This window comes from Parvibaculum lavamentivorans DS-1, assembly GCF_000017565.1.
GTDB lineage: Bacteria > Pseudomonadota > Alphaproteobacteria > Parvibaculales > Parvibaculaceae > Parvibaculum > Parvibaculum lavamentivorans.
On sequence record NC_009719.1, the window covers coordinates 3,426,997 to 3,450,667 of the forward strand.

General features: G+C 61.7%; 20 protein-coding genes and 2 tRNA genes. 1 reads left to right on the forward strand and 21 read right to left on the reverse strand.

Features of this window, described 5'->3' with window-relative positions:
- Positions 1-54: 54 nt before the first annotated feature.
- The 18 genes from PLAV_RS16320 to PLAV_RS16405 all read right to left on the reverse strand — a co-directional run bounded on the left by PLAV_RS16320 (position 55) and on the right by PLAV_RS16405 (position 17,388).
- Positions 55-1,758 (reverse strand): ribonuclease J, encoded by a 1,704-nt coding sequence (locus PLAV_RS16320; RefSeq protein WP_012112144.1) that lies wholly within the window; start codon positions 1,756-1,758, stop codon positions 55-57.
- A 9-nt stretch (positions 1,759-1,767) separates the two neighbouring features.
- Positions 1,768-2,526 carry a biotin--[acetyl-CoA-carboxylase] ligase gene (locus tag PLAV_RS16325; RefSeq protein ID WP_012112146.1) on the reverse strand — a complete coding sequence of 253 codons (759 nt, stop codon included), beginning with the start codon at positions 2,524-2,526 and terminating at the stop codon, positions 1,768-1,770.
- Positions 2,527-2,533: 7 nt separating this feature from the next.
- Positions 2,534-3,985 (reverse strand): NADH-quinone oxidoreductase subunit NuoN, encoded by a 1,452-nt coding sequence (nuoN, locus tag PLAV_RS16330; protein WP_012112147.1) that lies wholly within the window; start codon positions 3,983-3,985, stop codon positions 2,534-2,536.
- A gap of 24 nt (positions 3,986-4,009) precedes the next feature.
- On the reverse strand, positions 4,010-5,554 hold the full coding sequence (locus PLAV_RS16335; protein WP_012112148.1) for an NADH-quinone oxidoreductase subunit M: 1,545 nt from the start codon (positions 5,552-5,554) through the stop codon (positions 4,010-4,012).
- Positions 5,554-7,485, reverse strand: coding sequence for an NADH-quinone oxidoreductase subunit L (nuoL, locus tag PLAV_RS16340; RefSeq protein WP_012112149.1), 1,932 nt, complete (start codon positions 7,483-7,485; stop codon positions 5,554-5,556). The genes PLAV_RS16335 and nuoL overlap by 1 nt, the downstream gene beginning before the upstream one ends.
- A 5-nt stretch (positions 7,486-7,490) precedes the next feature.
- On the reverse strand, positions 7,491-7,799 hold the full coding sequence (gene nuoK / locus PLAV_RS16345; RefSeq protein ID WP_012112150.1) for an NADH-quinone oxidoreductase subunit NuoK: 309 nt from the start codon (positions 7,797-7,799) through the stop codon (positions 7,491-7,493).
- 103 nt (positions 7,800-7,902) lie between these two features.
- On the reverse strand, positions 7,903-8,517 hold the full coding sequence (locus tag PLAV_RS16350) for an NADH-quinone oxidoreductase subunit J (RefSeq protein ID WP_012112151.1): 615 nt from the start codon (positions 8,515-8,517) through the stop codon (positions 7,903-7,905).
- Between the two features lie 20 nt (positions 8,518-8,537).
- Complete coding sequence (nuoI, locus tag PLAV_RS16355) at positions 8,538-9,029, reverse strand: NADH-quinone oxidoreductase subunit NuoI (protein ID WP_012112152.1); 492 nt, start codon at positions 9,027-9,029, stop codon at positions 8,538-8,540.
- Between the two features lie 40 nt (positions 9,030-9,069).
- A complete protein-coding gene (gene nuoH / locus PLAV_RS16360) occupies positions 9,070-10,083 on the reverse strand; it encodes an NADH-quinone oxidoreductase subunit NuoH (protein WP_012112153.1) in 1,014 nt (337 codons plus the stop codon).
- 10 nt (positions 10,084-10,093) lie between these two features.
- A complete protein-coding gene (gene nuoG, locus PLAV_RS16365) occupies positions 10,094-12,136 on the reverse strand; it encodes an NADH-quinone oxidoreductase subunit NuoG (RefSeq protein WP_012112154.1) in 2,043 nt (680 codons plus the stop codon).
- A 5-nt stretch (positions 12,137-12,141) separates the two neighbouring features.
- Positions 12,142-13,431 (reverse strand): NADH-quinone oxidoreductase subunit NuoF, encoded by a 1,290-nt coding sequence (gene nuoF, locus PLAV_RS16370; protein WP_012112155.1) that lies wholly within the window; start codon positions 13,429-13,431, stop codon positions 12,142-12,144.
- Positions 13,431-14,057, reverse strand: a complete 627-nt coding sequence (nuoE, locus tag PLAV_RS16375; RefSeq protein ID WP_012112156.1) for an NADH-quinone oxidoreductase subunit NuoE — start codon at positions 14,055-14,057, stop codon at positions 13,431-13,433. Before nuoE ends, nuoF begins: the two co-directional genes overlap by 1 nt.
- Positions 14,054-15,232, reverse strand: a complete 1,179-nt coding sequence (locus tag PLAV_RS16380; protein ID WP_012112157.1) for an NADH-quinone oxidoreductase subunit D — start codon at positions 15,230-15,232, stop codon at positions 14,054-14,056. The genes nuoE and PLAV_RS16380 overlap by 4 nt, the downstream gene beginning before the upstream one ends.
- 3 nt (positions 15,233-15,235) lie before the next feature.
- Positions 15,236-15,838 (reverse strand): NADH-quinone oxidoreductase subunit C, encoded by a 603-nt coding sequence (locus PLAV_RS19545; protein ID WP_012112158.1) that lies wholly within the window; start codon positions 15,836-15,838, stop codon positions 15,236-15,238.
- A 70-nt stretch (positions 15,839-15,908) separates the two neighbouring features.
- Positions 15,909-16,484 carry a NuoB/complex I 20 kDa subunit family protein gene (locus tag PLAV_RS16390; RefSeq protein WP_012112159.1) on the reverse strand — a complete coding sequence of 192 codons (576 nt, stop codon included), beginning with the start codon at positions 16,482-16,484 and terminating at the stop codon, positions 15,909-15,911.
- Positions 16,475-16,840: an NADH-quinone oxidoreductase subunit A gene (locus tag PLAV_RS16395; RefSeq protein ID WP_012112160.1), complete on the reverse strand. Its 366-nt coding sequence runs from the start codon at positions 16,838-16,840 to the stop codon at positions 16,475-16,477. Before PLAV_RS16395 ends, PLAV_RS16390 begins: the two co-directional genes overlap by 10 nt.
- A 281-nt stretch (positions 16,841-17,121) precedes the next feature.
- Positions 17,122-17,198 (reverse strand) — tRNA-Asp (locus PLAV_RS16400).
- A 114-nt stretch (positions 17,199-17,312) separates the two neighbouring features.
- A tRNA-Val gene (locus PLAV_RS16405) sits at positions 17,313-17,388 on the reverse strand.
- 150 nt (positions 17,389-17,538) lie between these two features.
- Here PLAV_RS16405 and PLAV_RS16410 point away from each other — a divergent pair.
- Entirely contained in the window at positions 17,539-18,822 is a 1,284-nt protein-coding gene (locus tag PLAV_RS16410; RefSeq protein WP_012112161.1) for an MFS transporter, read from the forward strand.
- A 78-nt stretch (positions 18,823-18,900) separates the two neighbouring features.
- On the opposite strand, the gene PLAV_RS16415 is transcribed toward PLAV_RS16410, so the two are convergent.
- The 3 genes from PLAV_RS16415 to clpX all read right to left on the reverse strand — a co-directional run bounded on the left by PLAV_RS16415 (position 18,901) and on the right by clpX (position 23,371).
- Positions 18,901-19,176, reverse strand: a complete 276-nt coding sequence (locus tag PLAV_RS16415; protein ID WP_012112162.1) for an HU family DNA-binding protein — start codon at positions 19,174-19,176, stop codon at positions 18,901-18,903.
- A 186-nt stretch (positions 19,177-19,362) separates the two neighbouring features.
- Positions 19,363-21,819: an endopeptidase La gene (lon, locus tag PLAV_RS16420; RefSeq protein WP_012112163.1), complete on the reverse strand. Its 2,457-nt coding sequence runs from the start codon at positions 21,817-21,819 to the stop codon at positions 19,363-19,365.
- A 286-nt stretch (positions 21,820-22,105) separates the two neighbouring features.
- Positions 22,106-23,371 (reverse strand): ATP-dependent Clp protease ATP-binding subunit ClpX, encoded by a 1,266-nt coding sequence (gene clpX / locus PLAV_RS16425; protein WP_012112164.1) that lies wholly within the window; start codon positions 23,369-23,371, stop codon positions 22,106-22,108.
- Positions 23,372-23,671: the final 300 nt, after the last annotated feature.

Consider the following 23,671-nt stretch of genomic DNA (forward strand, 5'->3'; position numbering starts at 1 on the left):
GATGGCCCATGTTTAGGCCGGTTTCGGAGGCGGGGCAAGGCAAGCAGGAGGGGATCAGATGCGGATGACGGCGATGGCGACCTGGGCCTTTTTGCCCCAGTAGCGGCGGATATCCCCACGGACGGCGCGGCGCAGGAATTCCGCTACGGCATCGTCGTCGCCGCGGCGCTTTTTCGGCAGGCGGTCGAGGGCGTCCTCCACCGCATCCAGCGCCCGGTCCTCGAAGGAGACGCCGTTGCCATCTTCCTCGGGCAGGCCCATGAGGCGGACCTGCGGCTCGCCACGGACCTCTCCCTTGCCGTCCAGCACCAGGCTGACGAAGACGGAGCCGGCGAAGGCGAGCTTGCGCCTTTCGCGGACCGCGCCCTCATCGGACTCGGTCAATACATCGCCATCGAGATAGATGCGGCCCGAGGGGACCTCGCCGACAATTTCGGCCGGGCCCGGCGCCAGGCGGACCATGAGGCCGTTGCGGATGACCACCTGCTCCGGCACCTGAAGCTCGCGCGCGAGGACGGCATGTTCCGCGAGGTGGCGGGCCTCGCCATGAACCGGCACGGCGACTTCCGGCCTGATCCATTGATACATGCGGGCGAGCTCATCGCGGCAGGGATGGCCCGAGACGTGGACGAAGTGGTCCTTCTCGGTGACGACGCGGACGCCGCGCTCGGCCAGCAGGTTCTGCAGGTCGAAGATCGAGGTTTCATTGCCGGGGATGATGCGGGACGAGAAGACGACGGTGTCGCCCTCCTCCAGCACGATGTGGGGATGACCGTCCTCGGCGATGCGGGCAAGCGCGGCACGCGGCTCGCCCTGCGACCCGGTGCAGATGAACAGCACCTTGTCTCGCGGAAGATAAGCGGCGTCATGCTCGCTGACGAAGGGCGCGAGGCCGGTGAGATAACCGCATTCGCGGGCGGCGCCGACGACGCGGTACATGGAGCGGCCGACCAGCACGGCGTGCCGATCGCAGGCTTCGGCGGCGCGGGCGATACTTTCGAGACGGGCGACATTGGAGGCGAAGGTGGTGACGGCCACCCTGCCCTCGCAGGATTTGATGAGTTCTATGAGGCTCGACGCGACATCGGCCTCGGAGCCGGAGGTGCCGGGCGAGAAGACGTTGGTCGAGTCGCAGACGATGGCGCGGACGCCTTCGTCGCCGATTTCGCTCAGGCGGGCGATGTCCATGTCGTCGCCGGCGACGGGATCGGGGTCGATCTTCCAGTCGCCCGTATGCATGACGAGGCCGAGCGGCGTGCGGATGGCGAGCCCGTTCGGCTCCAGGATCGAATGGGTGAGCGTTACCAGTTCGATGTCGAAGGGACCGAGGGCGAAGCGGTGACCGAGGGGGATGATGTGCATCGGCACTTCGTTTTCGATGCCGGCCTCGATGAGCTTGCCGCGCACCATGGCGGCGGTGAAGGGCGTGGCGTAGACGGGGCAGCGCAGACGCGGCCAGATATGCGCGACGGCGCCTATGTGATCCTCATGGGCGTGGGTCAGCACGATGCCGAGCAGGTCTTTCTTGCGCTCCACAATGAAGGCGGGATCCGGCATGATGACGTCGACACCGGGGGTGCGGTCGTCGCCGAAGGTCACGCCGAGATCGACCATGATCCACTGACGCGCCTTTGGCGGGCCAAAGCCATAGAGATTGAGGTTCATCCCAATCTCGCCCGAGCCGCCAAGGGGCAGAAAGATCAGCTCATCATGCGCGCCGGGCGCATGGGGGGAGGCAACGGAAGCAGACATACTCATAATTTGAACCTATCCCGTCGCGGGGCGAAAGAATACATCTCCGGCCGCAACGAGGCGGAGTTCGCCATCCGGCATTCGCAACTGCAAGGTGCCATCGGGGGCGAGGCCTTCGAAAGTTCCATCATAGGTGCCGTCCGCGAGGCGCACGGTGACGGGCCCGCCGAGGCCCTGGGCGCGTTTCAGCCATGCCTCCCGGATGACGGCGAAGCCCTGCACGCCGCGCCACTTTGTGAGCCAGCTATCAAAGGAGGCGGCGAGCGCCTGCTGCGCCTCGTCCGGCGTGACCAGGCCTACGCTCATGGCGGCGAGGGAGGTGGCGGGATATTCGAGGCCTTCCGGGTGATGCGCGAGGTTGATCCCCATGCCGATCGCCACCCAGGCGACTTCGGCGCCCGCCATGCCCGAGGATTCGAGCAGGATACCTGCGAGCTTCGCCTTGTCGTGGAGAAGATCGTTCGGCCATTTGAGCCGGAGGCCGGCGCGGAGATGCGGCGGCAGGAGGCTTTCCACCGCATCATGGACGGCGACGGCGGCGACGAAGGAGAGCTCGCCTGCCTGGCGCGGACCGCAACGCGGGCGGAACAGCAGCGTGCCCATGAAATTGCCGGTGGGCGAGACCCAGTTGCGGCCACGGCGGCCACGGCCCGCCGTCTGCCGCTCGGCAACGAGCCAGAGCGGGCCCGGCTCTCCCGCCTCGGCGAGACGCCGCGCCTCCTCGTTCGTGCTGTCGATCTCTGCGAAACGGCGAACGGGCGGAAGCGGGCTCATGCCTGCATCAAGGCAGGAGCGCGCGGACGGCGGCCTGCGAGGCGAGGATGAGCGGCGCCGGATAGACGAAGAAAAAGAGCGTGAAGACGCCGGAGATGCCGAGCACAGCGGTGAGCTCGCCCGGCATTGGCTGGATGAAGGGCTCCGCCGCCTCGTCGAAATACATGATCTTGACGATGCGCAGATAGTAGAAGGCGCCGACGACGCTGGCCAGGACGCCGATGACGGCGAGCGGATAGAGCCCGGCCTCGACGGCGGCCATGAAGACATAGAACTTGCCGAAGAAGCCCGCGAGAGGCGGCACGCCAGCAAGCGAGAACATCAGCATGGCCATCATGAAGGCGACCATGGGCTGATTGCGCGAGAGGCCGGCGAGATCGGAGATGTTCTCGACATAGCCTTCCTTGCGCTGCATGGCGAGGATGCAGCAGAAGACGCCGGCATTCATGACCACATAGATCACGAGATAGATGAGCACGCCACGCACGCCTTCCGGCGTTCCGGCGGCGAGGCCGACCATGGCGAAGCCCATATGCGAGATGGAGCTGTAGGCCATGAGGCGCTTGATGTTGGACTGGCCGATGGCGGCGAAGGCGCCCAGCACCATCGAAGCGATGGCGATGAAGACGATGATCTGCTGCCACTCGCTCTCCATCGACGGGAAGGCGACGAAGAGGACGCGCAGGATGAGCGCCATGGCGGCGACTTTCGGCGCGCCTGCGAAGAAGGCGGTGACGGGCGTCGGCGCGCCTTCATAGACGTCCGGCGTCCACATATGGAAGGGCACGGCGGAAATCTTGAAGGCGAGGCCGGCGAGCACGAAGACGATGCCGAAGATGACGCCGATATTCGTGCCGTCCGCCTGAAGCACCGTGGCAATGGAGCCGAACTGGACGCTGCCGGTGAAGCCATAGATCAGCGAGGCACCATAAAGCAGCATGCCGGAAGCGAGCGCGCCGAGGACGAAATATTTCAGGCCGGCTTCCGTTGCGCGCGTGTTGTCACGATGGAATGCGGCAATGACATAGAGCGAGAGGCTCTGAAGCTCGAGGCCCATATAGAGCGAGATGAGGCCGTTTGCCGACACCATCATGAACATGCCGAGCGTGGCGAGGATGATGAGGACCGGATATTCAAAGCGGTCCATGCCTTCGCGGCGGATGAAGGTGAGCGACATGACGATGGCAGCAGCGGCGGCGAGCAGGATCAGGAGCTTCATGAACTTGGTGAAGCCGTCGATAACGAACATGCCGCCGAAGGTTTCCACATAGGCGTTCGGCTCGATGATGAGGAAGGCGCCGACGAGCGCGAAGAGAGCGAGCGCGCCGAGGCTTGTCTCGCGTGCGTCACAATCCTTGCGGAAGACACCATACATAAGCAGCGCCATGGCGCCGACGGCCAGGAGAATTTCCGGCAGGGCGGGCAAAAATTCCGGAACGGTGGAGATTGCGTTTTCCATGTTCTTCTATCCTCGGCCTTCCGCCTAGTTTCCGGTCAGCAGGCTTGCGACCTGAGACATCATGCCCGGCCCTTCGGCGGAGCGGTACGCCTCGACGGCGGCCGTGTAATTCGTCACGAGATTTTCAACCGAGACCGCCGTTACATCCATGATCGGCGAGGGATAGACGCCGAAGAAGATGGTGGCGGCGAGAAGCGGCGCGATGGTGATGACCTCGCGGCGGTTCAGATCGGCGATGGATTTGAGCGAGTCCTTCTCCAGCACGCCGAAGATGATGCGCCGATAGAGATAAAGCGCGTAACCCGCAGCGAGGATGACGCCGGTGGCGGCGATGGCGGCTACCCAGGTGTTGACCTTGAAGACGCCGAGGATCGTCAGGAACTCGCCGATGAAACCGCTGGTGCCCGGCAGGCCGACATTCGCCATGGTGAAGACCATGAAGGCGACGGCATAGAGCGGCATACGATTGACGAGCCCGCCATAGGCCGCGATCTCGCGCGTATGGATACGGTCATAGATGACACCGACGCAGAGGAAAAGCGCGCCGGAGACCCAGCCGTGGGAAAGCATCTGGAAGATGCCGCCCTGCACGCCCTGCTGGTTGGCGGCGAAGATACCCATCGTCACGAAGCCCATATGCGCGACTGACGAATAAGCGATCAGCTTTTTCATATCCTCCTGCACCAGCGCAACGAGCGACGTATAGACGATCGCTATGACGCTGAGGCCGAAGACGAGCCAGGCAAGATCGGCGGAGGCGACCGGGAACATGGGCAGCGAGAAACGCAGGAAGCCGTAGCCGCCCATCTTGAGCAGGATGCCCGCCAGGATGACGGAGCCCGCTGTCGGCGCCTCCACATGCGCATCCGGCAGCCAGGTGTGGACCGGCCACATCGGCATCTTCACCGCGAAGGAGGCGAAGAAGGCGAGCCATAGCCAGAACTGCATACCGGCCGGGAAGTCATGTTCCAGCAATACGGGGATGCTGGTGGTGCCGGCACTCCAGTACATCGCCATGATGGCGAGCAGCATCAGCACCGAGCCGACGAAAGTGTAGAGGAAGAACTTGAAGCTCGCATAGATGCGGCGCGCGCCGCCCCAGACGCCGATGATGAGGAACATCGGGATGAGGCCGCCTTCAAAGAAAAGATAGAAGAGCACCAAATCCAGCGCGCAGAAGACGCCGATCATCAGCGTCTCCAGCACGAGGAAGGCGATCATGTATTCCTTCACGCGCGTATTTATGGATGTCCAGCTGGCGAGAATGCAGGCGGGCATCAGGAAGGTCGTCAGGATGACGAAGAGCATCGAGATGCCGTCGACCCCCATATGGTAGTTGATGGCGCCGCCGAGCCACTCCGTCTGCTGGACGAACTGGAAATCGGCCGTGGTGGGATCGAACTTCCACCAGATGTAGAGCGAGACGAGGAAGGTGGCGCCCGTAGTCCACAGCGCGACGTAGCGCGCATTGCGGGCGACGGTCGCCTCGTCGCCGCGCGTCGCCAGAATGACGAGCGCGCCGATGAGCGGCAGGAAGGTGATGAGCGAGAGAATATTGCCGTCGGTCATCAGTGCGTTCCCCCGACCATGAACCAGGTCACCAGGCCCGCGACGCCGAGCAGCATGGCGAAGGCATAGTGGTAGAGATAGCCGCTCTGAAGACGGACCACGCCGCGCGAAATGTCGAGCACGCGGGCGGAGATGCCATCGGGGCCGAGACCATCGATGATGCGGCCGTCACCCTGCTTCCAGAAGATACGGCCGAGCGCAAAAGCGGGACGGACGAAGATGAAGTTGTAGATCTCGTCGAAGTACCACTTGTTGAGCAGGAACTGATAGAGCGAGTCATGCGTGCGGGCGAGCTGCCTGGGCATATCCGGCCGCGCGATGTAGAAGAGCCAGGCGGTGGCGAAACCGAGGATCATCATGAGCGTGGGCACGAAGGGCACCCAATCCGGTACGTCGTGGAACGCATGCATGATGTGGTTTTCAGCGCCGCGATAGATTGCCTCGAGCCAGAATGCTTCATGCGCATGGCCGATGAAGAGCGGCGCGAAGACGGCACCGGCGCCGAGCGCGCCGACGGCGAGCACCACAAGCGGCACCAGCATGACGAGCGGCGACTCGTGCACGTGGCTCAGGGTTTCGTTCGAGGCGCGGCTTGTCCCATGGAAGGTCATGAAAATCAGGCGCCATGAATAAAACGAGGTGAGGAGCGCGGCGGCAACCGTCAGCGTGAAGGCATACATATGCGCGGCGTTGTGGCCGGCATAGGCGGCTTCGATGACGGCATCCTTGGAATAGTAGCCCGCGGTGAAGGGGAAGCCCGTCAAGGCAAGCGTACCGATCACCATCATGATCCATGTGACGGGGATGAGCTTGTAGAGCCCGCCCATTTTCCGCATGTCCTGTTCGTCGCTCATGGCGTGGATGACGGAGCCGGAACCGAGGAACAGCAGCGCCTTGAAGAAGGCGTGGGTGAAGAGGTGGAACATCGCCACCTCGTAGGCGCCGACGCCGACGGCCACGAACATGTAGCCGAGCTGCGAACAGGTCGAATAGGCGATGACGCGCTTGATGTCGTTCTGCACCAGGCCCACGGTGGCGGCGAAGAAGGCTGTCGTTGCGCCGATCACAGTGACGAAGGTGAGCGCCGTGGCCGAGAATTCAAAGATGGGTGACAGGCGGGCGAGCAGGAAGACGCCGGCCGTGACCATCGTCGCGGCATGGATGAGCGCGGAAACGGGGGTCGGGCCTTCCATCGCATCCGGCAACCAGGTGTGGAGCAGGAACTGTGCCGACTTGCCCATCGCGCCCATGAAGAGCAGGAGGCAGGCGGTGGTGACCACAGGCACATCATAGCCGAGGAAGGAAAAAGTGCTGTCCGCGATTTCCGGGATGGCCTTGAAGACGGTGTCGAAATCGACCGAGCCGATGGTGAAGAAGAGCGTGGCGATGCCGAGGATGAGGCCGAAATCGCCGACGCGGTTCACCACGAAGGCCTTGATGGCGGCGGCATTGGCGCTCGGGCGCTGGTACCAGAAGCCGATCAAGAGATATGAGGCGAGGCCCACGCCTTCCCAGCCGAAGAAGAGCTGGATGAAATTGTCCGCCGTGACCAGCATCAGCATGGCGAAGGTGAAGAGCGAGAGATAGGCAAAGAAGCGCGGCTGGTGCGGATCGTGGCTCATGTAGCCGATCGAATAGATATGCACGAGCGCGGAGACGGAGGTGACGACGACGAGCATGACGGCGGTAAGCGTGTCGATGCGGAGGCGCCAGTCGGCTTCGAAATCGCCGGAGTCGATCCAAGTCATGACCTGGACGCGCTCAGTCTCGCCGCCAAGACCGACCGAGACAAGCGCGGCGACAGAGAGAAGGGCCGATATGACAAGCAGGCCGGAGGTGACGATCTGCGCGCCACGCGGGCCAAGCCAGCGCCCGAAAATGCCCGCGACCAGGAAACCCAGAAGCGGCAGGAAGACGATTGCCGAGTACATTCCCCCTACCCCTTCATCATATTGATATCCTCAACCGCGATGGAGCCGCGGTTGCGGAAGAAGACGACGAGAATGGCGAGGCCGATGGCCGCTTCGGCGGCGGCCACGGTGAGCACAAAGAGTGCGAAGACCTGGCCCGCAAGATCGCCCAGATGGGTGGAGAAGGCGACCAGGTTGATATTCACCGCGAGCAGCATCAGCTCGATCGACATCAAAATGACGATCACGTTTTTCCGGTTCAGGAAAATGCCGAAGATGCCCAGCGTGAACAGGATCGCCGCCACCGTGAGATAGTGTTCGAGGCCGATTGCCATCATTTTCTCCTGCCCCTCGCGCCGCAACGCAGGGGCCAGTCCCCTCATCTTTGTTTGGCCGCGCCGTCTTCAGTTCAAAGCCCGGCGGCGCGACCGCCGATACCTAAAGCCCCTGACCCGGCTCAACCTTCTTCAGTTCCACGCCCGTCTCCCGCGTGCGGGCGACTTGATCGGAAATAACCTGGCGCTTCACATTCGTCTTGTGACGCAATGTGAGCACGATGGCGCCGACCATCGCGACCAGCAGGATGAGCCCGGCGGCCTGGAAGAGATAAACATATTGCGTGTAGATGACCTGTCCGAGGGCGCGCGTGTTGTCGACATCGGTCAGGATCGGCGTGGGCGAGGCCGCAACGCTGCCCGCCCCCGGCGCGATGACCCAGCCGCCCAGCACGAGCAACAGCTCGATCAGCAGGATGATGCCGATGAGCGCGCCGATGGGCAGATACTGCAGGAAGCCTTCGCGCAGCTCCACGAAATCCACATCGAGCATCATGACGACGAAGAGGAACAGCACCGCGACCGCGCCGACATAGACAATGACGAGGATGAAGGCGATAAATTCCGCGCCAAGCAGCACGAAGAGCGCCGCCGCATTGAAGAACGCGAGGATGAGAAACAGCACCGAGTGAACCGGGTTGCGCGCCGAGATCACCATGAAGCCCGCGGCGACGGTGATCCCCGCGAAGAGGTAAAACGCGATGGCGGTGCCAATCATCTATCTGGACCCTTCGTCCCTTATCGGTATGGCGCGTCGAGCGCGATGTTCTTCGCGATCTCGCGTTCCCAGCGGTCGCCATTCGCGAGCAGCCGGTTCTTGTCGTACATCAGCTCTTCGCGCGTTTCCGTCGCGAATTCGAAATTCGGACCTTCGACGATGGCATCCACGGGGCAGGCTTCCTGGCAGAGGCCGCAATAGATGCATTTCGTCATGTCGATGTCGTAGCGCGTGGTGCGGCGCGTACCGTCGTTGCGGCGGGGGCCGGCCTCGATGGTGATGGCGAGCGCGGGGCAAATGGCCTCGCAAAGCTTGCAGGCGATGCAGCGTTCTTCGCCGTTCGGATAGCGGCGCAGCGCATGTTCGCCACGGAAGCGCGGGCTGAGCGGCCCCTTCTCGAAGGGATAGTTCAGCGTCACCTTGGGCTTGAAGAAATAGCGCATGGCGAGCAGGAAGCTCGACACAAACTCGGCGAGGAAGAGCGACCGCGCCGACTGATCCAGCCAGGCCATTATTCAGTCCTTTCCCGTATTGCGATCATGATCCCGGCCCTCAATGCTGCGGCACGATGTCGAAGCCGACCAGCACACCCGCCGTGAGCACGACCCAGAAGAGCGAGATCGGCAGGAAGACCTTCCAGCCGAGACGCATCAACTGGTCGTAGCGGTAGCGCGGCACGAACGCCTTGACCATCGCGAACATGAAGAAGACCAGAAAGACCTTCAGCAGGAACCAGATGACGCCCGGCACCATGTTGAAGGGAGCGATATCGATGGGCGGCAGCCAGCCGCCGAGAAAGAGGATCGTCGTCATGGCGCACATGAGCAGGATGCTCACATACTCGCCCAGCATGAACATCATGTAGGCGGTGGACGAATACTCGACCATGAAACCGGCGACGAGCTCGGACTCCGCTTCCGCGAGATCGAAAGGCGGCCGGTTCGTTTCCGCGAGCGCCGAGATGAAGAAGATCACGAACATCGGCAGGTGCGGAATGAAATACCAGATGGTGCGCTGGGACTCGACGATGGCCGTGAGATTGAGCGAGCCTGCCGTCATGAGCACACAGACGATGACGAAGCCGATGGAGACTTCGTAGGAGACCATCTGCGCGGCGGCGCGGAGGGCGGACAGGAACGGATATTTCGAGTTCGACGCCCAGCCCGCCATGATGACGCCGTAGACGCCCAGCGACGAGATGGCGAAAATATAAAGAATGCCGACATTGATGTCGGCGATGACCATGCGCGCGTCGAGCGGGATGACGGCCCAGCCGGAAAGCGCCAGCACCACCGTCACCAGCGGCGCGAGCAGGAAGATGCCCTTGTTCGCGCCTGCTGGAATGACGATTTCCTTGAAGACGAATTTCAGCAGGTCGGCGAAGGACTGCAGCAGGCCGAAGGCGCCGACGACGTTCGGACCACGGCGCAGCTGAACGGCCGCCCAGATCTTGCGATCGGCGAGCAGCACATAGGCGGTGACGAGCAGCAGCGCGACGATGAGCGCGAGCGACTGCGCGGCAATGATTGCCAGCGGAATTCCATATGCGATCAGAACATCCGTCATTGCCCCACCCTCACTCTGCCGCCTGAACGCGCGCGGCGGCGCGGCCGGCCGAACACTCGGCCATGACGGCGCTTGCCCGCGCGATCGGGTTCGTCAGATAAAAATCCTGCACCGGCGTTTCAAACGGGGCGGCATCGAGATCACCCGACTCGAGACGCGGCAAATCTGCGGCCGGGACGATCATATCCAGCAGCGCGAAATGGGGCGCCTGGGCCTCGATCGCGGCGCGGATACCGGCGAGGTCGTTATAGGGGAGCGTCGCGTCGAGGGCGGCCGAGAGGGCGCGCAGGATCGCCCAGTCCTCGCGGGCGGCACCGGGCGGGAAGACGGCGCGGCGGCCGGCCTGCACACGGCCCTCGGTGTTTACCCAGAGCGCATTCTTTTCGGTGTAGGCGGCGCCCGGCAGGATGACGTCCGCACGGTGCGCGCCGGCATCGCCATGCGTTCCCTGATAGATGACGAAGGCGGAGCCGAGGCGCGACATGTCGATTTCGTCGGCGCCGAGGAGATGCACGACTTCGATGTCGCCTTTCGAGGCGCCATCGAGAATGCCCGCGACATCGCGGCCGCCCTCGCCCGGCACAAGACCGAGATCGAGACCGGCGACGCGGGAGGCGGCGGTGTGGAGGACGTTGAAGCCGTTCCAGCCTTCGCGGACCGCGCCGACGGATTGAGCGAGCGAGAGCGCGGCGGCAAGCACGGCCGCGCCATCGGCGCGCGTGAGGGCGCCCTGCCCCACAATGATCATCGGGTTGGCGGCATTTTTCAGCACGTCGCCGAAGGACCCGAGGTCACTCAACGATTGCGGGCCGGCGCCGAGATAGTCGTAATCATAGGTGAGATCGGCGCGGGGGCCGATGACGCCGACCTTGAGGCCGCCCATACGGGCACGCTTCAGGATGCGCGCATTGATAATGGCTGCTTCCTTGCGGGGGGCGGTGCCGATCAAGAGGACCGCGTCCGCCTCCTCGATACCGGCAATGGTTGTGTTGAAGAGGTAGCTGCCACGGTTAGATGCATCGAGCTTTGCGCCGTCCTGGCGGCAATCGATGTTGGGCGAGCCGAGGGCGGTGTAGAGATCCTTCAGCGCCTTCATGGATTCGGCGCAAGCGAGGTCGCCCGCGATGGCGGCGACGCGGGACCCATCGACACCCTTCAGGCGGGCGGCGATGACGGCGAAGGCCTCATCCCAGCTTGCGGCGCGGAGGCGGCCGTTCTCGCGGACATAAGGCGTGTCGAGGCGCTGCGTCTTCAGGCCGTCCCAGACGAAACGCGTCTTGTCCGAGATCCATTCCTCATTCACGTCGTCATTGTTGCGCGGGAGGATGCGCATGACTTCGGCGCCGCGCGCATCGACGCGGATGTTGGAGCCGACGGCATCCATGACGTCGATCGATTCCGTCTTGCGGAGTTCCCAAGGGCGGGCCGTATAGGCGAAGGGGCGGAAGGTGAGCGCGCCGACGGGGCAGAGATCGACCACATTGGCGGAAAGCTCGGATGTCAGCGCGTGCTCGAGATAGGTGGTGATTTCCATATCCTCGCCACGGCCAATGGCGCCGAGCTCCGGTACACCGGCGACTTCGGTCGAGAAGCGAATGCAGCGCGTGCAATGGATGCAGCGCGTCATCACGGTCTTGACGAGGGGGCCCATGTATTTTTCTTCGACCGCGCGCTTGTTCTCATGAAAGCGCGACCCGTCGACGCCATAGGCCATCGACTGATCCTGCAGGTCGCATTCGCCGCCCTGATCGCAGATCGGACAATCCAGCGGGTGGTTGATGAGGAGGAATTCCATCACGCCTTCGCGGGCGCGCTTCACCTGTTCGGTCTTCGTGCGGACGACCATGCCTTCGGCGGCAGGCATGGCGCAGGAAGCGACGGGCTTGGGCGACTTCTCGACCTCGACGAGGCACATGCGGCAATTGCCCGCGATGGAGAGACGCTCGTGGTAGCAGAAGCGCGGAATCTCGGCGCCGGCTTCCTCGCATGCCTGCAGCACGGTGGCGCCGTTTTCGACTTCTACTTCGATGTCGTCGACTATCAGTTTCGGCATTGCCCCTACTCCGCCGCTGCCTGCGCGGCGCCGCGCTTCGATGCTATACGCTCTTCGATCGTGCCCCGGAAGTGGCGGATGAGACCTTGCACGGGCCAGGCCGCCGCGTCGCCCAGGGCGCAGATGGTGTGCCCTTCGACGCGTTTCGTCACATCGAGCAGCATGTCGATTTCCTGAACTTCGGCGTCGCCCGCGACCAGACGCTCCATGACGCGCCACATCCAGCCTGTTCCTTCGCGGCAGGGCGTGCACTGGCCGCAGCTTTCATGCTTGTAGAAGGCAGAGAGCCGCGCGATCGCCTTTATGACGTCGGTGGATTTATCCATGACGATGACAGCGGCGGTGCCGAGGCCAGACTGCACATTCTTCAGCGAGTCGAAATCCATCAGCACATCATCGCAGACAGACTTCGGCAGGAGCGGCACGGAAGAGCCGCCGGGAATGACGGCGAGCAGATTGTCCCAGCCGCCGCGCACGCCGCCCGCATGCTTTTCGAGAAGCTCGCGCAGGGGGATGCCCATTTCTTCTTCGACATTGCAGGGCCGGTTTACATGGCCGGAAATGCAGAAAAGCTTGGTACCCGTGTTGTTCGGCCGACCGAGACTGGAGAACCAGGTCGCGCCACGGCGAAGGATCGTCGGTGCGACCGCGATCGACTCCACATTGTTGACGGTGGTGGGAGCGCCGTAGAGGCCGACATTCGCCGGGAAAGGCGGCTTCAGGCGCGGCATGCCCTTCTTGCCTTCGAGGCTTTCGAGCAGTGCCGTTTCTTCGCCGCAGATATAGGCACCTGCGCCGTGATGCACATAAATTTCGAAGTCCCAGCCGGAGCCGGCGGCATTCTTGCCGACAAGACCCGCTTCATAGGCTTCATCAATGGCGGCCTGAAGCTGCTCACGCTCGCGGATGAACTCGCCGCGGACATAGATGTAGCAAGCATGGGCACCCATAGCGAAGCTGGCGATGAGGCAGCCTTCGATGAGCTTCTGCGGATCGTGTCGCAGGATGTCGCGGTCCTTGCATGTGCCGGGCTCGGACTCGTCGGCGTTCACCACGAGGTAATGCGGGCGGCCGTCGGATTCCTTCGGCATGAAGGACCATTTGAGGCCGGTCGGGAAACCGGCGCCGCCACGGCCGCGCAGACCCGACTTCTTCATCTCATCGAGAATCCAGTCGCGGCCCTTCGCGATGATGTCGGCGGTACCATCCCAATCGCCACGGCTGCGCGCCGCCTTGAGGCGCCAGTCCTGAAGGCCGTAGAGATTGGTGAAAATGCGGTCTTTATCTTCAAGCATCAGTTGCCCCCGCCCGTCCCGGTTTCCTGCCCGACATTCGTGAGGCTGGTGAGCCCGCCCGCAGGCTCGGACGCGTGACGTTCGTTTTGCGGTCCCGGCTTCACATCCTTGCCGGAACGGAGATCGGCGAGGACACGCTCGAACGACGCCGCATCGAGGTCCTCGAAGAAGTCGGCATTGATCTGCACCATCGGCGCATTGACGCATGCACCGAGACACTCGACTTCAAGCCAGGAGAATTTTCCATCCGCGCTTACCGTGCCTTCCGGGCCGATATGCTTGCGGCAGACTTCCTTCAACTCATCCGCGCCGCGCAACCAGCACGGCGTCGTGCCACAGAGTTGCACATAGTGTTCGCCTACCGGCGAGAGATTGAACATGGTGTAGAAGGTCGCCACCTCGATGGCGCGGATATATTCCATGCCGAGCATATCCGCGACATGGCGGATCGCAGGCTCGGGCAGCCAGCCGTCATGCTGCTCCTGCGCGCGCCAGAGAAGCGGAATGATCGCGGAGGCCTGCTTGCCTTCCGGGTATTTCGCAATCTGCTGCTTTGCCCATTCCACATTTTCCGCCGTGAAGGCGAAGCTTGCAGGCTGATTGGGATCCAGTCGCCGTACGCTCACCGGTCCACCTCTCCGAAAACGATGTCGATAGAACCGAGAATGGCCGATACGTCCGCAAGCATGTGACCCTTGCAGAGATGGTCCATGGCCTGAAGATGCGCGTAGCCGGGAGCACGGATCTTGCACTTGTAAGGCTTATTACCACCATCCGACACGAGGTAGACGCCGAACTCGCCCTTGGGCGCTTCGACGGCGGCATAAACCTCGCCGGCGGGCACGTGGTAGCCCTCGGTATAAAGCTTGAAGTGATGAATAAGCGCTTCCATCGAGCGCTTCATCTCGCTGCGCGACGGCGGCACGACCTTGCCATCGAGCACATGCACAGGACCACCCGGCATCAACTCGATGCACTGCTTCATGATGCGCAAGGACTGGCGCATTTCTTCCATGCGGCAGAGATAGCGATCGTAGCAGTCGCCGTTCTTGCCTACGGGAATGTCGAAATCGAGTTCGGAATAAACCTCATAGGGCTGCGCGCGGCGCAGGTCCCAGGCCATGCCTGAGCCGCGCACCATGACGCCGGAGAAGCCCCACTCCAGCGCCTCTTCCTGCGAGACGACGCCGATGTCGACGTTGCGCTGCTTGAAGATGCGGTTGTCGGTGATGAGACCTTCGAGATCGTCCAGCACCTGCGAACACGGGTCGCAAAAATTGTAGATATCCTCGAGCAGCTTTGGCGGCAGGTCGCGATGCACACCGCCCGTGCGGAAATAATTTGCGTGAAGGCGGGCTCCGGACGCACGCTCATAAAAGATCATGAGCTTTTCGCGTTCTTCAAAGCCCCAAAGCGGCGGGGTGAGCGCGCCGACGTCCATCGCCTGCGTCGTTACGTTGAGCAAATGCGCGAGGATGCGGCCGATCTCGGAATAGAGGACGCGGATGAACTGGGCGCGGCGCGGCACCTCGAGGCCAAGCAAACGCTCGGCGGCAAGCACGAAGGCGTGCTCCTGGTTCATCGGCGCAACGTAATCGAGCCGGTCGAAGTATGGGGTCGCCTGAAGATAGGTCTTGTACTCGATCAGCTTTTCCGTGCCACGGTGCAGAAGACCGATATGCGGGTCCACGCGCTCGACGACTTCGCCATCGAGCTCCAGCACGAGGCGCAGCACACCATGCGCGGCCGGATGCTGCGGACCGAAATTCAGGTGATAATTGCGGAGTTCCTGTTCGGCCATGATCTAGTGCTCCGCCTTCTCATCGCCCGGCAGCAGGTATTCCGCGCCTTCCCAAGGGCTCATGAAATCGAAGTTGCGGAACTCCTGCACCAGCTTCACCGGCTCGTAGACCACACGCTTCTCGTCGTCGTCGTAGCGCACTTCGACATAGCCGGTAAGGGGAAAATCCTTGCGGAGCGGATAGCCGTTGAAACCATAGTCCGTGAGGATGCGGCGAAGGTCCGGATGATCGGAAAAGAGCACCCCGTACATGTCGAAGGTTTCACGCTCATACCAGTTAGCGGAGGGATAAACCGCGACCACGCTCGGCACTGCGGTTTCCTCGTTGGTGCGGACCGTTACGCGGATGCGCTGGTTCTGGTGCATCGACAGGAGATGATAGACGACGTCGAACCGCTCCGGACGTTGCGGGTAGTCGACGGCCGTGATGTCCAGAAGCGTTCCGAAGCGGCAGGCGGGGTCATCGCGCAGGAACTTCAGGACCCGTGCGATCGACTGGGCCTGAGCCAGAACGTTGAGTTCGCCGAAAGCGACGTGAAATCCCAACACGGACTCTTCGAGCGTGCCAAGAATGTGTTCGCCCAGTTCTGCAAGACTTTCGTCCATCGGTGCGGTCTCGAAACTCGGGAGCGGGGTCTGCTTCCGGGCGGAAGCGGCTCACCTATTTTGTAAAAAATCAGCGGTCGAGCGTACCCGTCCGACGGATCTTCTTCTGAAGCGCCAGGATGCCGTAAAGCAGCGCCTCGGCGGTGGGAGGACAGCCGGGCACGTAGATGTCGACCGGGACGATCCGGTCGCAGCCGCGCACCACGGAATAGGAGTAGTGGTAGTAACCGCCGCCATTCGCACATGACCCCATCGAGATCACATAGCGCGGCTCCGGCATCTGGTCATAGACCTTGCGCAGCGCCGGCGCCATCTTGTTCGTCAAGGTGCCGGCGACGATCATCACGTCGGACTGGCGCGGACTGGCGCGGGGCGCGACACCGAAGCGTTCGGCATCGTAGCGAGGCATCGAGGTCTGCATCATCTCGACCGCGCAGCAGGCGAGACCGAAGGTCATCCACATCAGCGAGCCGGTGCGCGACCAGTTGATGAGATCATCAACCGTCGTCAGCACAAAGCCCTTGTCGGCAAGCTGGTCCGTCGCCTGACGGAAAAAAGCATCATCCTGCCAAGCCGGAACCGACGTAGCGGGATCGACCACGCCCGGCGTGTTGGAGATTACCTTGTCGGGGTTCGTCACTCCCATTCCAGAGCACCCTTCCGCCACTCATAGGTAAAGCCAATCGTCAGCACACCCAGGAAAACCATCATCGACCAGAAACCAAAGCCGCCGACATCGCCGAGCGAAACTGCCCAGGGAAACAGAAAGGCGACTTCCAGATCGAAAATGATGAAAAGGATGGCGACCAGATAATATTTCACGTCGAACTTCATTCGCGCGTCGTCGAAGGCGTCGAAACCGCATTCATAGGCAGCGAGCTTTTCCGGATCCGGCTTGCTCGGCGCGATCACGAAAGGCGCAATCAACAGCGCGAGGCCCACGACGAGAGACAGGCCCATAAAGATCAGTATGGGCAGGTACTCGAGCAGCAGGTCTTCCATCCGAATTTGTCCTCACAAGGTACCGGCGCAAAACGCACCGGCGGGGGCGGCCATGTTGCTCGCGCCAGCGCGCGAAACGGGATGAGAATCATCCATAGCCGGGCCGCCCAATTCGGCGCGCAGTATAGCCCTCGCAATTGCAGAATCAAAGGGTGGCTAACGATTTCACAAAGCAAAAAGCCGTTGATTTATCTGCTCTTGCGCCACCATCCGCATAACGCACAGCAAGCCCCCGCAAGGAGGATGCGCGGCCGATGCCGGCCCGGCGATAATGGAAGTGATGGCGGGAGTGACGGGACTCGAACCCGCGGCCTCCGGCGTGACAGGCCGGCGCTCTAACCAACTGAGCTACACCCCCTTTGCCGACGGCGAGCCGTCTGAAGGTGCGCGTCTCGTAAGCCAAGGTCCCGGCGCTGTCAAGGCGCATCGAAGCTGCGAGAGCGAGATCGGCAAAAGGGTCACGCGTGAGGCGTGGTGGGCGGTGACGGGCTCGAACCGCCGACCCTCTCGGTGTAAACGAGATGCTCTACCAACTGAGCTAACCGCCCGCCGGATATTCCGGCATTCAATCCGCCGAAACTCCTATCGGATGGGCCTTGCGATTGCAATCGGAACCCAAATGGGGGCATTGCAATCCTTTCGCAAACCCGCGATCCTGAACGTCCACCTCATATGTTCACGAATGATCGGGTGTTTCGTTGCCCCGCACCCTTGCACCCGTTTTTTCCCTGTTGCTGGCTACGGCAATCCTGCTGATCGGCAATGGCCTGCTTGGCACGCTCATACCGATTCGCGCCGGCATAGACGGTTTCGCCATAACGACCGTGGGCGTGATCGGCAGCGTCTATTTCGCGGGCTTTCTGGTCGGCTGCATGGCGACGCCGCATGTGGTGCATCGGGCAGGACACATCAGAAGCTTTGCGGCCTTTTGCGGCCTCGCATCCGTCGCGCCGCTGATTCACGCACTTTCTTCAGATCCGTTCATTTGGGGCCTCATGCGCATCCTGACGGGTTTCTGCTTCGCGGGGCTCTACATGGTGATCGAGAGCTGGCTGAACGAGCAGTCCACGAATGAGACGCGCGGGCGCTTCTTTTCCACCTATGTGATCGTGAACCTGTCGGCGCTGACTGTCGGGCAGTTCATGCTCAACGCGGCGGACCCGGGCGGCTTTGCCCTTTTCGCCGTGTGCTCGATCCTCACTTCGCTGGCGCTGGTGCCCGTAGCCCTTACAACGTCAGTGCAGCCGATGCCCATCCAGAGCACGCGGATCGATGTCTGGAAGCTCTATGCACTGTCTCCCGTGGGCTTGATAGGGTCGTTCGTGGTTGGCCTTACCAATGCACCGTTCTGGACGCTGGCGCCCCTCTATGCGAGCGAGAGCGGCCTCGACATGAGCGGCATTTCGCTTTTCATGGCAGCGGCCATCATCGGCGGGGCGATAGCGCAGTGGCCGATCGGGCGGCTTTCGGACCAAATGGACCGCCGGCGGGTCATAGTCGTCGTCAGCATCGGCGCGGCACTGGGCGAGATTGCCCTGGTGATCGCTGGGAGCGGCGGCAGCGTGACGGCGGTGATGCTGGCAGGCTTCCTGTTTGGTGTGTTCGGCCTGACGCTCTATTCGGTCTGTGTGGCCCATATGAACGACCATGGGCAGAGCGAAAGTTTCGTGGCGATATCGGGGGGGCTGCTGATCGTCTTTTCCATTGGGTCGATCATCGGCCCGACGGTGGCGTCCATCGGCGTTTCGACTTTCGGCATTGCCTCCATTTTCCTGGTAACGGCGACAGTTCACCTGCTTTTTGCGGCGTATACCGGCTACCGGATCACTTCTGCCCCTGCGCTGACCGGGGAGCAGCGCAGCGACTTCGTCGCGGTGCCTTTTACCCAGGTGCAGCCGCTGCCGACAGAGCTCGACCCGCGGGCCTCGGACGAAGCTCTGGCGCCGGAAGAGGCGAGCGAGACGGACGCAACGGCACGTTGAAACGAAAAGACCGGGAAATGAAAAGGCCGGCCTCCCGTTTCCGGTGGCCGGCCCTTTTTGGAATTCCCTACGGAAAGATCAGCTGTTTACAGCGTCTTTCAGGCCTTTGCCGGCCTTGAACTTCGGCTGCTTGGAGGCCGGGATCTGGATGGTTTCGCCGGTACGCGGGTTTCGGCCTTCGGTTGCGGCGCGGTTCGAAACATTGAATGTCCCGAAGCCTACCAGCCGGACCTCTTCGCCCTTTTTCAGCGAGTCCGTAATGATGTCGAACACGTAATCGACGGCTTTCGTCGCATCGGCCTTCGATAGACCGCTTCGGTCCGCCACTTCTGCAATGAGATCGTTCTTGTTCACGTGAGGCCCCTCTGGATGCGATGACGGGAATCGAGAGGATTCCCCTAAGAGTTAAGAGTCTACCTGTCTGCCAAGAAGAGGGTCAAAGTAAAAACAAAGGATTTCTGCGGAAAATTGACATTTCGCAGATGCGAAAAACGGGAGCCGAAGGGCTCCCGTTTCCGTATTTTCGTCTGAAATGGCCGCTTAATGCGCCATAACCTGTTCCGGCGTATCGGATTGCCGCTTACCGGCGGCAGCCTGTTCCGCCAGCCACGCTTCCTCGTCCCACTCAATGGGATCCGGAACGCGGGTCAGCGCATGCTTGATCGCCTCGTCCAACGTGTTCACCGGCACCAGCTCCAGACTGTTCTTCACGTTGTCCGGGATGTCCGCCAGGTCCTTCACGTTGTCCTGCGGGATCAGCACCTTCTTGATGCCGCCACGAAGGGCCGCAAGGAGCTTCTCCTTCAGGCCGCCAATGGGCAGCACCCTGCCCCTCAGCGTCATTTCGCCCGTCATGGCAACGTCCTTGCGGACGGGGATGCCGGTCATGACAGAGACGATGGCGACCGTCATGGCCACGCCGGCGGACGGACCATCCTTCGGCGTCGCACCTTCGGGCACGTGGACGTGGATGTCCCTGCGGTCGAAGAGCGGAGGCTCAATGCCGAAGCGGGTCGCCCGTGAGCGCACGAATGAACTCGCGGCGGAGATCGACTCCTTCATCACATCGCGAAGGTTGCCCGTTACCGTCATGCGGCCCTTGCCGGGCATCATGACGCCTTCGATGGTGAGCAGCTCGCCGCCGACTTCCGTCCATGCGAGACCGGTGACGATACCAACCTGGTCCTCGCCTTCGGCTTCGCCGTAACGGTACTTCGGCACGCCGGCGTAATCCGCGATGTTCTCCATCGTGAGCTTGATCGACTTCCTGCCCGGCGTGGTGAGGATTTCCTTCACCGCCTTTCGGGCGAGATTGTTCAACTCACGCTCGAGATTGCGGACGCCCGCCTCCCGCGTATAGACGCGGATGAGATGGCGCAGCGCCTCGTCGTCGATCGACCACTCGCCCTTGCGAAGACCGTGTCCCTCAACCGCCTTCTGGATCAGATGGCGACGGGAGATTTCGACCTTCTCATCCTCGGTGTAACCGGCGATGCGGATGATCTCCATCCGGTCCATCAACGGCTCAGGGATGTTGAGCGTGTTCGCCGTCGTCACGAACATGACGTCGGAGAGATCGTAGTCGACCTCCAGATAATGGTCGGCGAACGAACCGTTCTGCTCCGGGTCGAGCACTTCAAGAAGTGCCGAAGACGGATCGCCACGGAAGTCCGAGCCCATCTTGTCGATCTCGTCGAGCAGGAAGAGCGGGTTCGTGTGCTTCACCTTCTTCATCGACTGGATGACCTTACCGGGCATCGAGCCGATATAGGTGCGGCGGTGACCACGGATTTCCGCCTCGTCGCGAACGCCGCCGAGCGACATGCGCACGAAGTCGCGGCCGGTCGCACGCGCGATCGACTTGCCGAGCGAGGTCTTGCCCACGCCGGGCGGTCCGACAAGGCACAGGATCGGCCCCTTCAGCTTGTTCGACCGGCTCTGCACGGCGAGATATTCGACGATGCGTTCCTTGACCTTGTCGAGGCCGTAGTGATCGGCATCGAGGATCTGTTGTGCACTGAGCAAATCCTTCTTCACGCGGCTGCGCTTCTTCCACGGAACCGACAGCAGCCAATCGAGATAGTTGCGCACGACAGTCGCTTCGGCCGACATCGGGCTCATCTGCTTGAGCTTCTTCAGCTCAGCCATGGCCTTTTCATGGGCTTCCTTGGACAGCTTGGTCTTCTGGATGCGCTCTTCGAGCTCGCGCATCTCGTCCTTACCATCCTCGCCGTCGCCGAGTTCCTTCTGAATGGCCTTCATCTGCTCGTTCAGATAGTACTCGCGCTGAGTCTTCTCCATCTGACGCTTGACGCGGCTGCGGATACGCTTTTCCACCTGGAGGACGCTGATCTCGCCTTCCATAAGCGAGTAGACACGCTCCAGCCGCTCCGCGACGGACGACATTTCGAGAAGCTCCTGCTTCTCGGGAATCTTGATGTTGATGTGGCTTGCAACTGTGTCGGCGAGCTTGGCCGGGTCATCGATCTGACCGATCGACCCGAGCACTTCCGGCGGCACCTTCTTGTTGAGCTTCACATAGCCTTCGAACTGCGACACGACGGATCGCGACAGACCTTCGAGCTGTTCGTCGTCCGCATCAGTCTCGTCGATGAGTTCCACTTCGGCTTCGAAGAATTCCTCGTTGCCGGTATAGCGCTTCACGCGGGCGCGGCGAACGCCCTCGACCAGCACCTTCACAGTGTTGTCAGGAAGCTTGAGCAACTGCAGCACCGAACCGACGGCGCCGATCTCATAAATATCTTCCGTAGCCGGATTGTCGTCGGCAGCATTCTTCTGGGCCACAAGCACAATCTGCTTGTCGTCCTGCATTACATTTTCAAGCGCACGCACGGACTTCTCGCGACCGACAAAAAGCGGCACGATCATATGCGGGAAGACCACGATGTCGCGCAGCGGCAGCACGGGAAGCACCAAAGCGCCTTCCTTGCCGGAGCCGCCGGCGGGAGCCTGCTTGTTATCGTCTTTCTCTGTCATGGTCGCACACCTGCTTTCACTAGTTCTCTGCCGCCCGCAGCGATGCTTAAGCCTAGCATTCGATTCTGAATGAATGCTGAGTTGCCGGCCGTCCCTCTCAGAATAGAGGGATTCGGGCTTGCCGCCCGGAATTCGGACGGTTCTGGACGAAAGTCCACCGGAGTAGTTGTTCGGCTCCGGCGACTTCGCATCGCTGGCGGACGTGCCTGTTGAAATGAAAATGGCCCTGAAAGCTCGTGCTTTCAAGGCCATCTCCGATTTCGAAAATGCCGATTTTGGATATGCCTCAGGCGCCGGTCCCGACGTCGCCCTGGCGCTCCGCATAAATATACAGCGGGCGAGCCTTGCCCTCCACCACTTCGGCGCTGATGACCACTTCCTCGACCCCTTCGAGCGTCGGCAGCTCGAACATCGTGTCGAGCAGGATCGATTCGAGGATCGAGCGGAGGCCGCGGGCACCCGTTTTGCGCTCGATTGCCTTGCGCGAGACTGCGCGAAGCGCTTCCTCGGAGAAGGTGAGCCGCACATTTTCCATCTCGAAAAGGCGCTCATACTGCTTTACCAGCGCGTTTTTGGGCTGGGTGAGAATGGTCAGCAGCGCTTCCTCATCGAGATCTTCCAGCGTCGCGAGCACCGGCATACGGCCAACGAATTCGGGGATGAGGCCGAATTTCAACAGATCTTCCGGCTCCAGGTCCTTCAGAATGTCGCCGGTACGCCGGTCTTCGACCGACTGCACTTTTGCACCGAAACCGATGCCTGCGCCCTTGCCGCGCTGACCGATGATCTTTTCAAGGCCCGCAAAGGCGCCGCCGCAGATGAACAGGATGTTCGTCGTGTCGACCTGCAGGAATTCCTGCTGCGGATGCTTTCGTCCGCCCTGCGGCGGCACGGAAGCCACAGTGCCTTCCATGATCTTCAACAGCGCCTGCTGGACACCCTCGCCTGACACGTCACGCGTGATGGACGGGTTATCGGACTTGCGGCTGATCTTGTCGACTTCGTCGATATAAACGATGCCACGCTGCGCGCGCTCGACATTGTAGTCGGCCGATTGCAGCAGCTTCAGAATGATGTTTTCAACGTCCTCACCGACATAGCCGGCTTCCGTCAGCGTCGTCGCATCCGCCATCGTAAAGGGAACGTCCAGGATACGGGCAAGCGTCTGCGCGAGCAGTGTCTTGCCGCAACCGGTCGGGCCGATCAGCAGGATGTTGGACTTGGCAAGTTCGACGTCGTTGTTTTTTGCAGCGTGGTTGAGGCGCTTGTAGTGGTTGTGAACGGCGACCGACAGCACGCGCTTCGCGTGCTGCTGCCCAATCACGTAATCGTCCAACACTCCACAGATTTCCTGCGGCGAGGGAACACCGTCACGCGACTTCACCAGCGAGCTCTTGTTCTCCTCGCGGATGATGTCCATGCAGAGTTCGACGCATTCGTCACAGATAAAGACGGTCGGTCCCGCGATCAGCTTCCGCACCTCATGCTGGCTTTTGCCGCAAAAGGAACAGTAGAGCGTGTTCTTGGAGTCGCCGCCGCTCACCTTGCTCATAAGAACTCCTTAGTAACCCACAGGCCGGTACAGATGCATTCAACCAAACCTTATGCACCAACCGTGCCCGCCTTCCGGTGGCGGATCAAGATGACCCATATTCCCCTTACGTTTGAAGGGGCGAAATGGATGCCTCAGCCAGTCACCTTCTCGACATACGAGCATGTTATTCGGCGAGGGATCAACATTTCATTACTTCGTACAACGCTCTTCCGCGTCCGCTCCGGCGCAGAAAAGTGAAGAAATACCGGCCCGATTCTTAGGCAAACGGCATTCAGTTTTGCCTCGCTGCGCATCGCC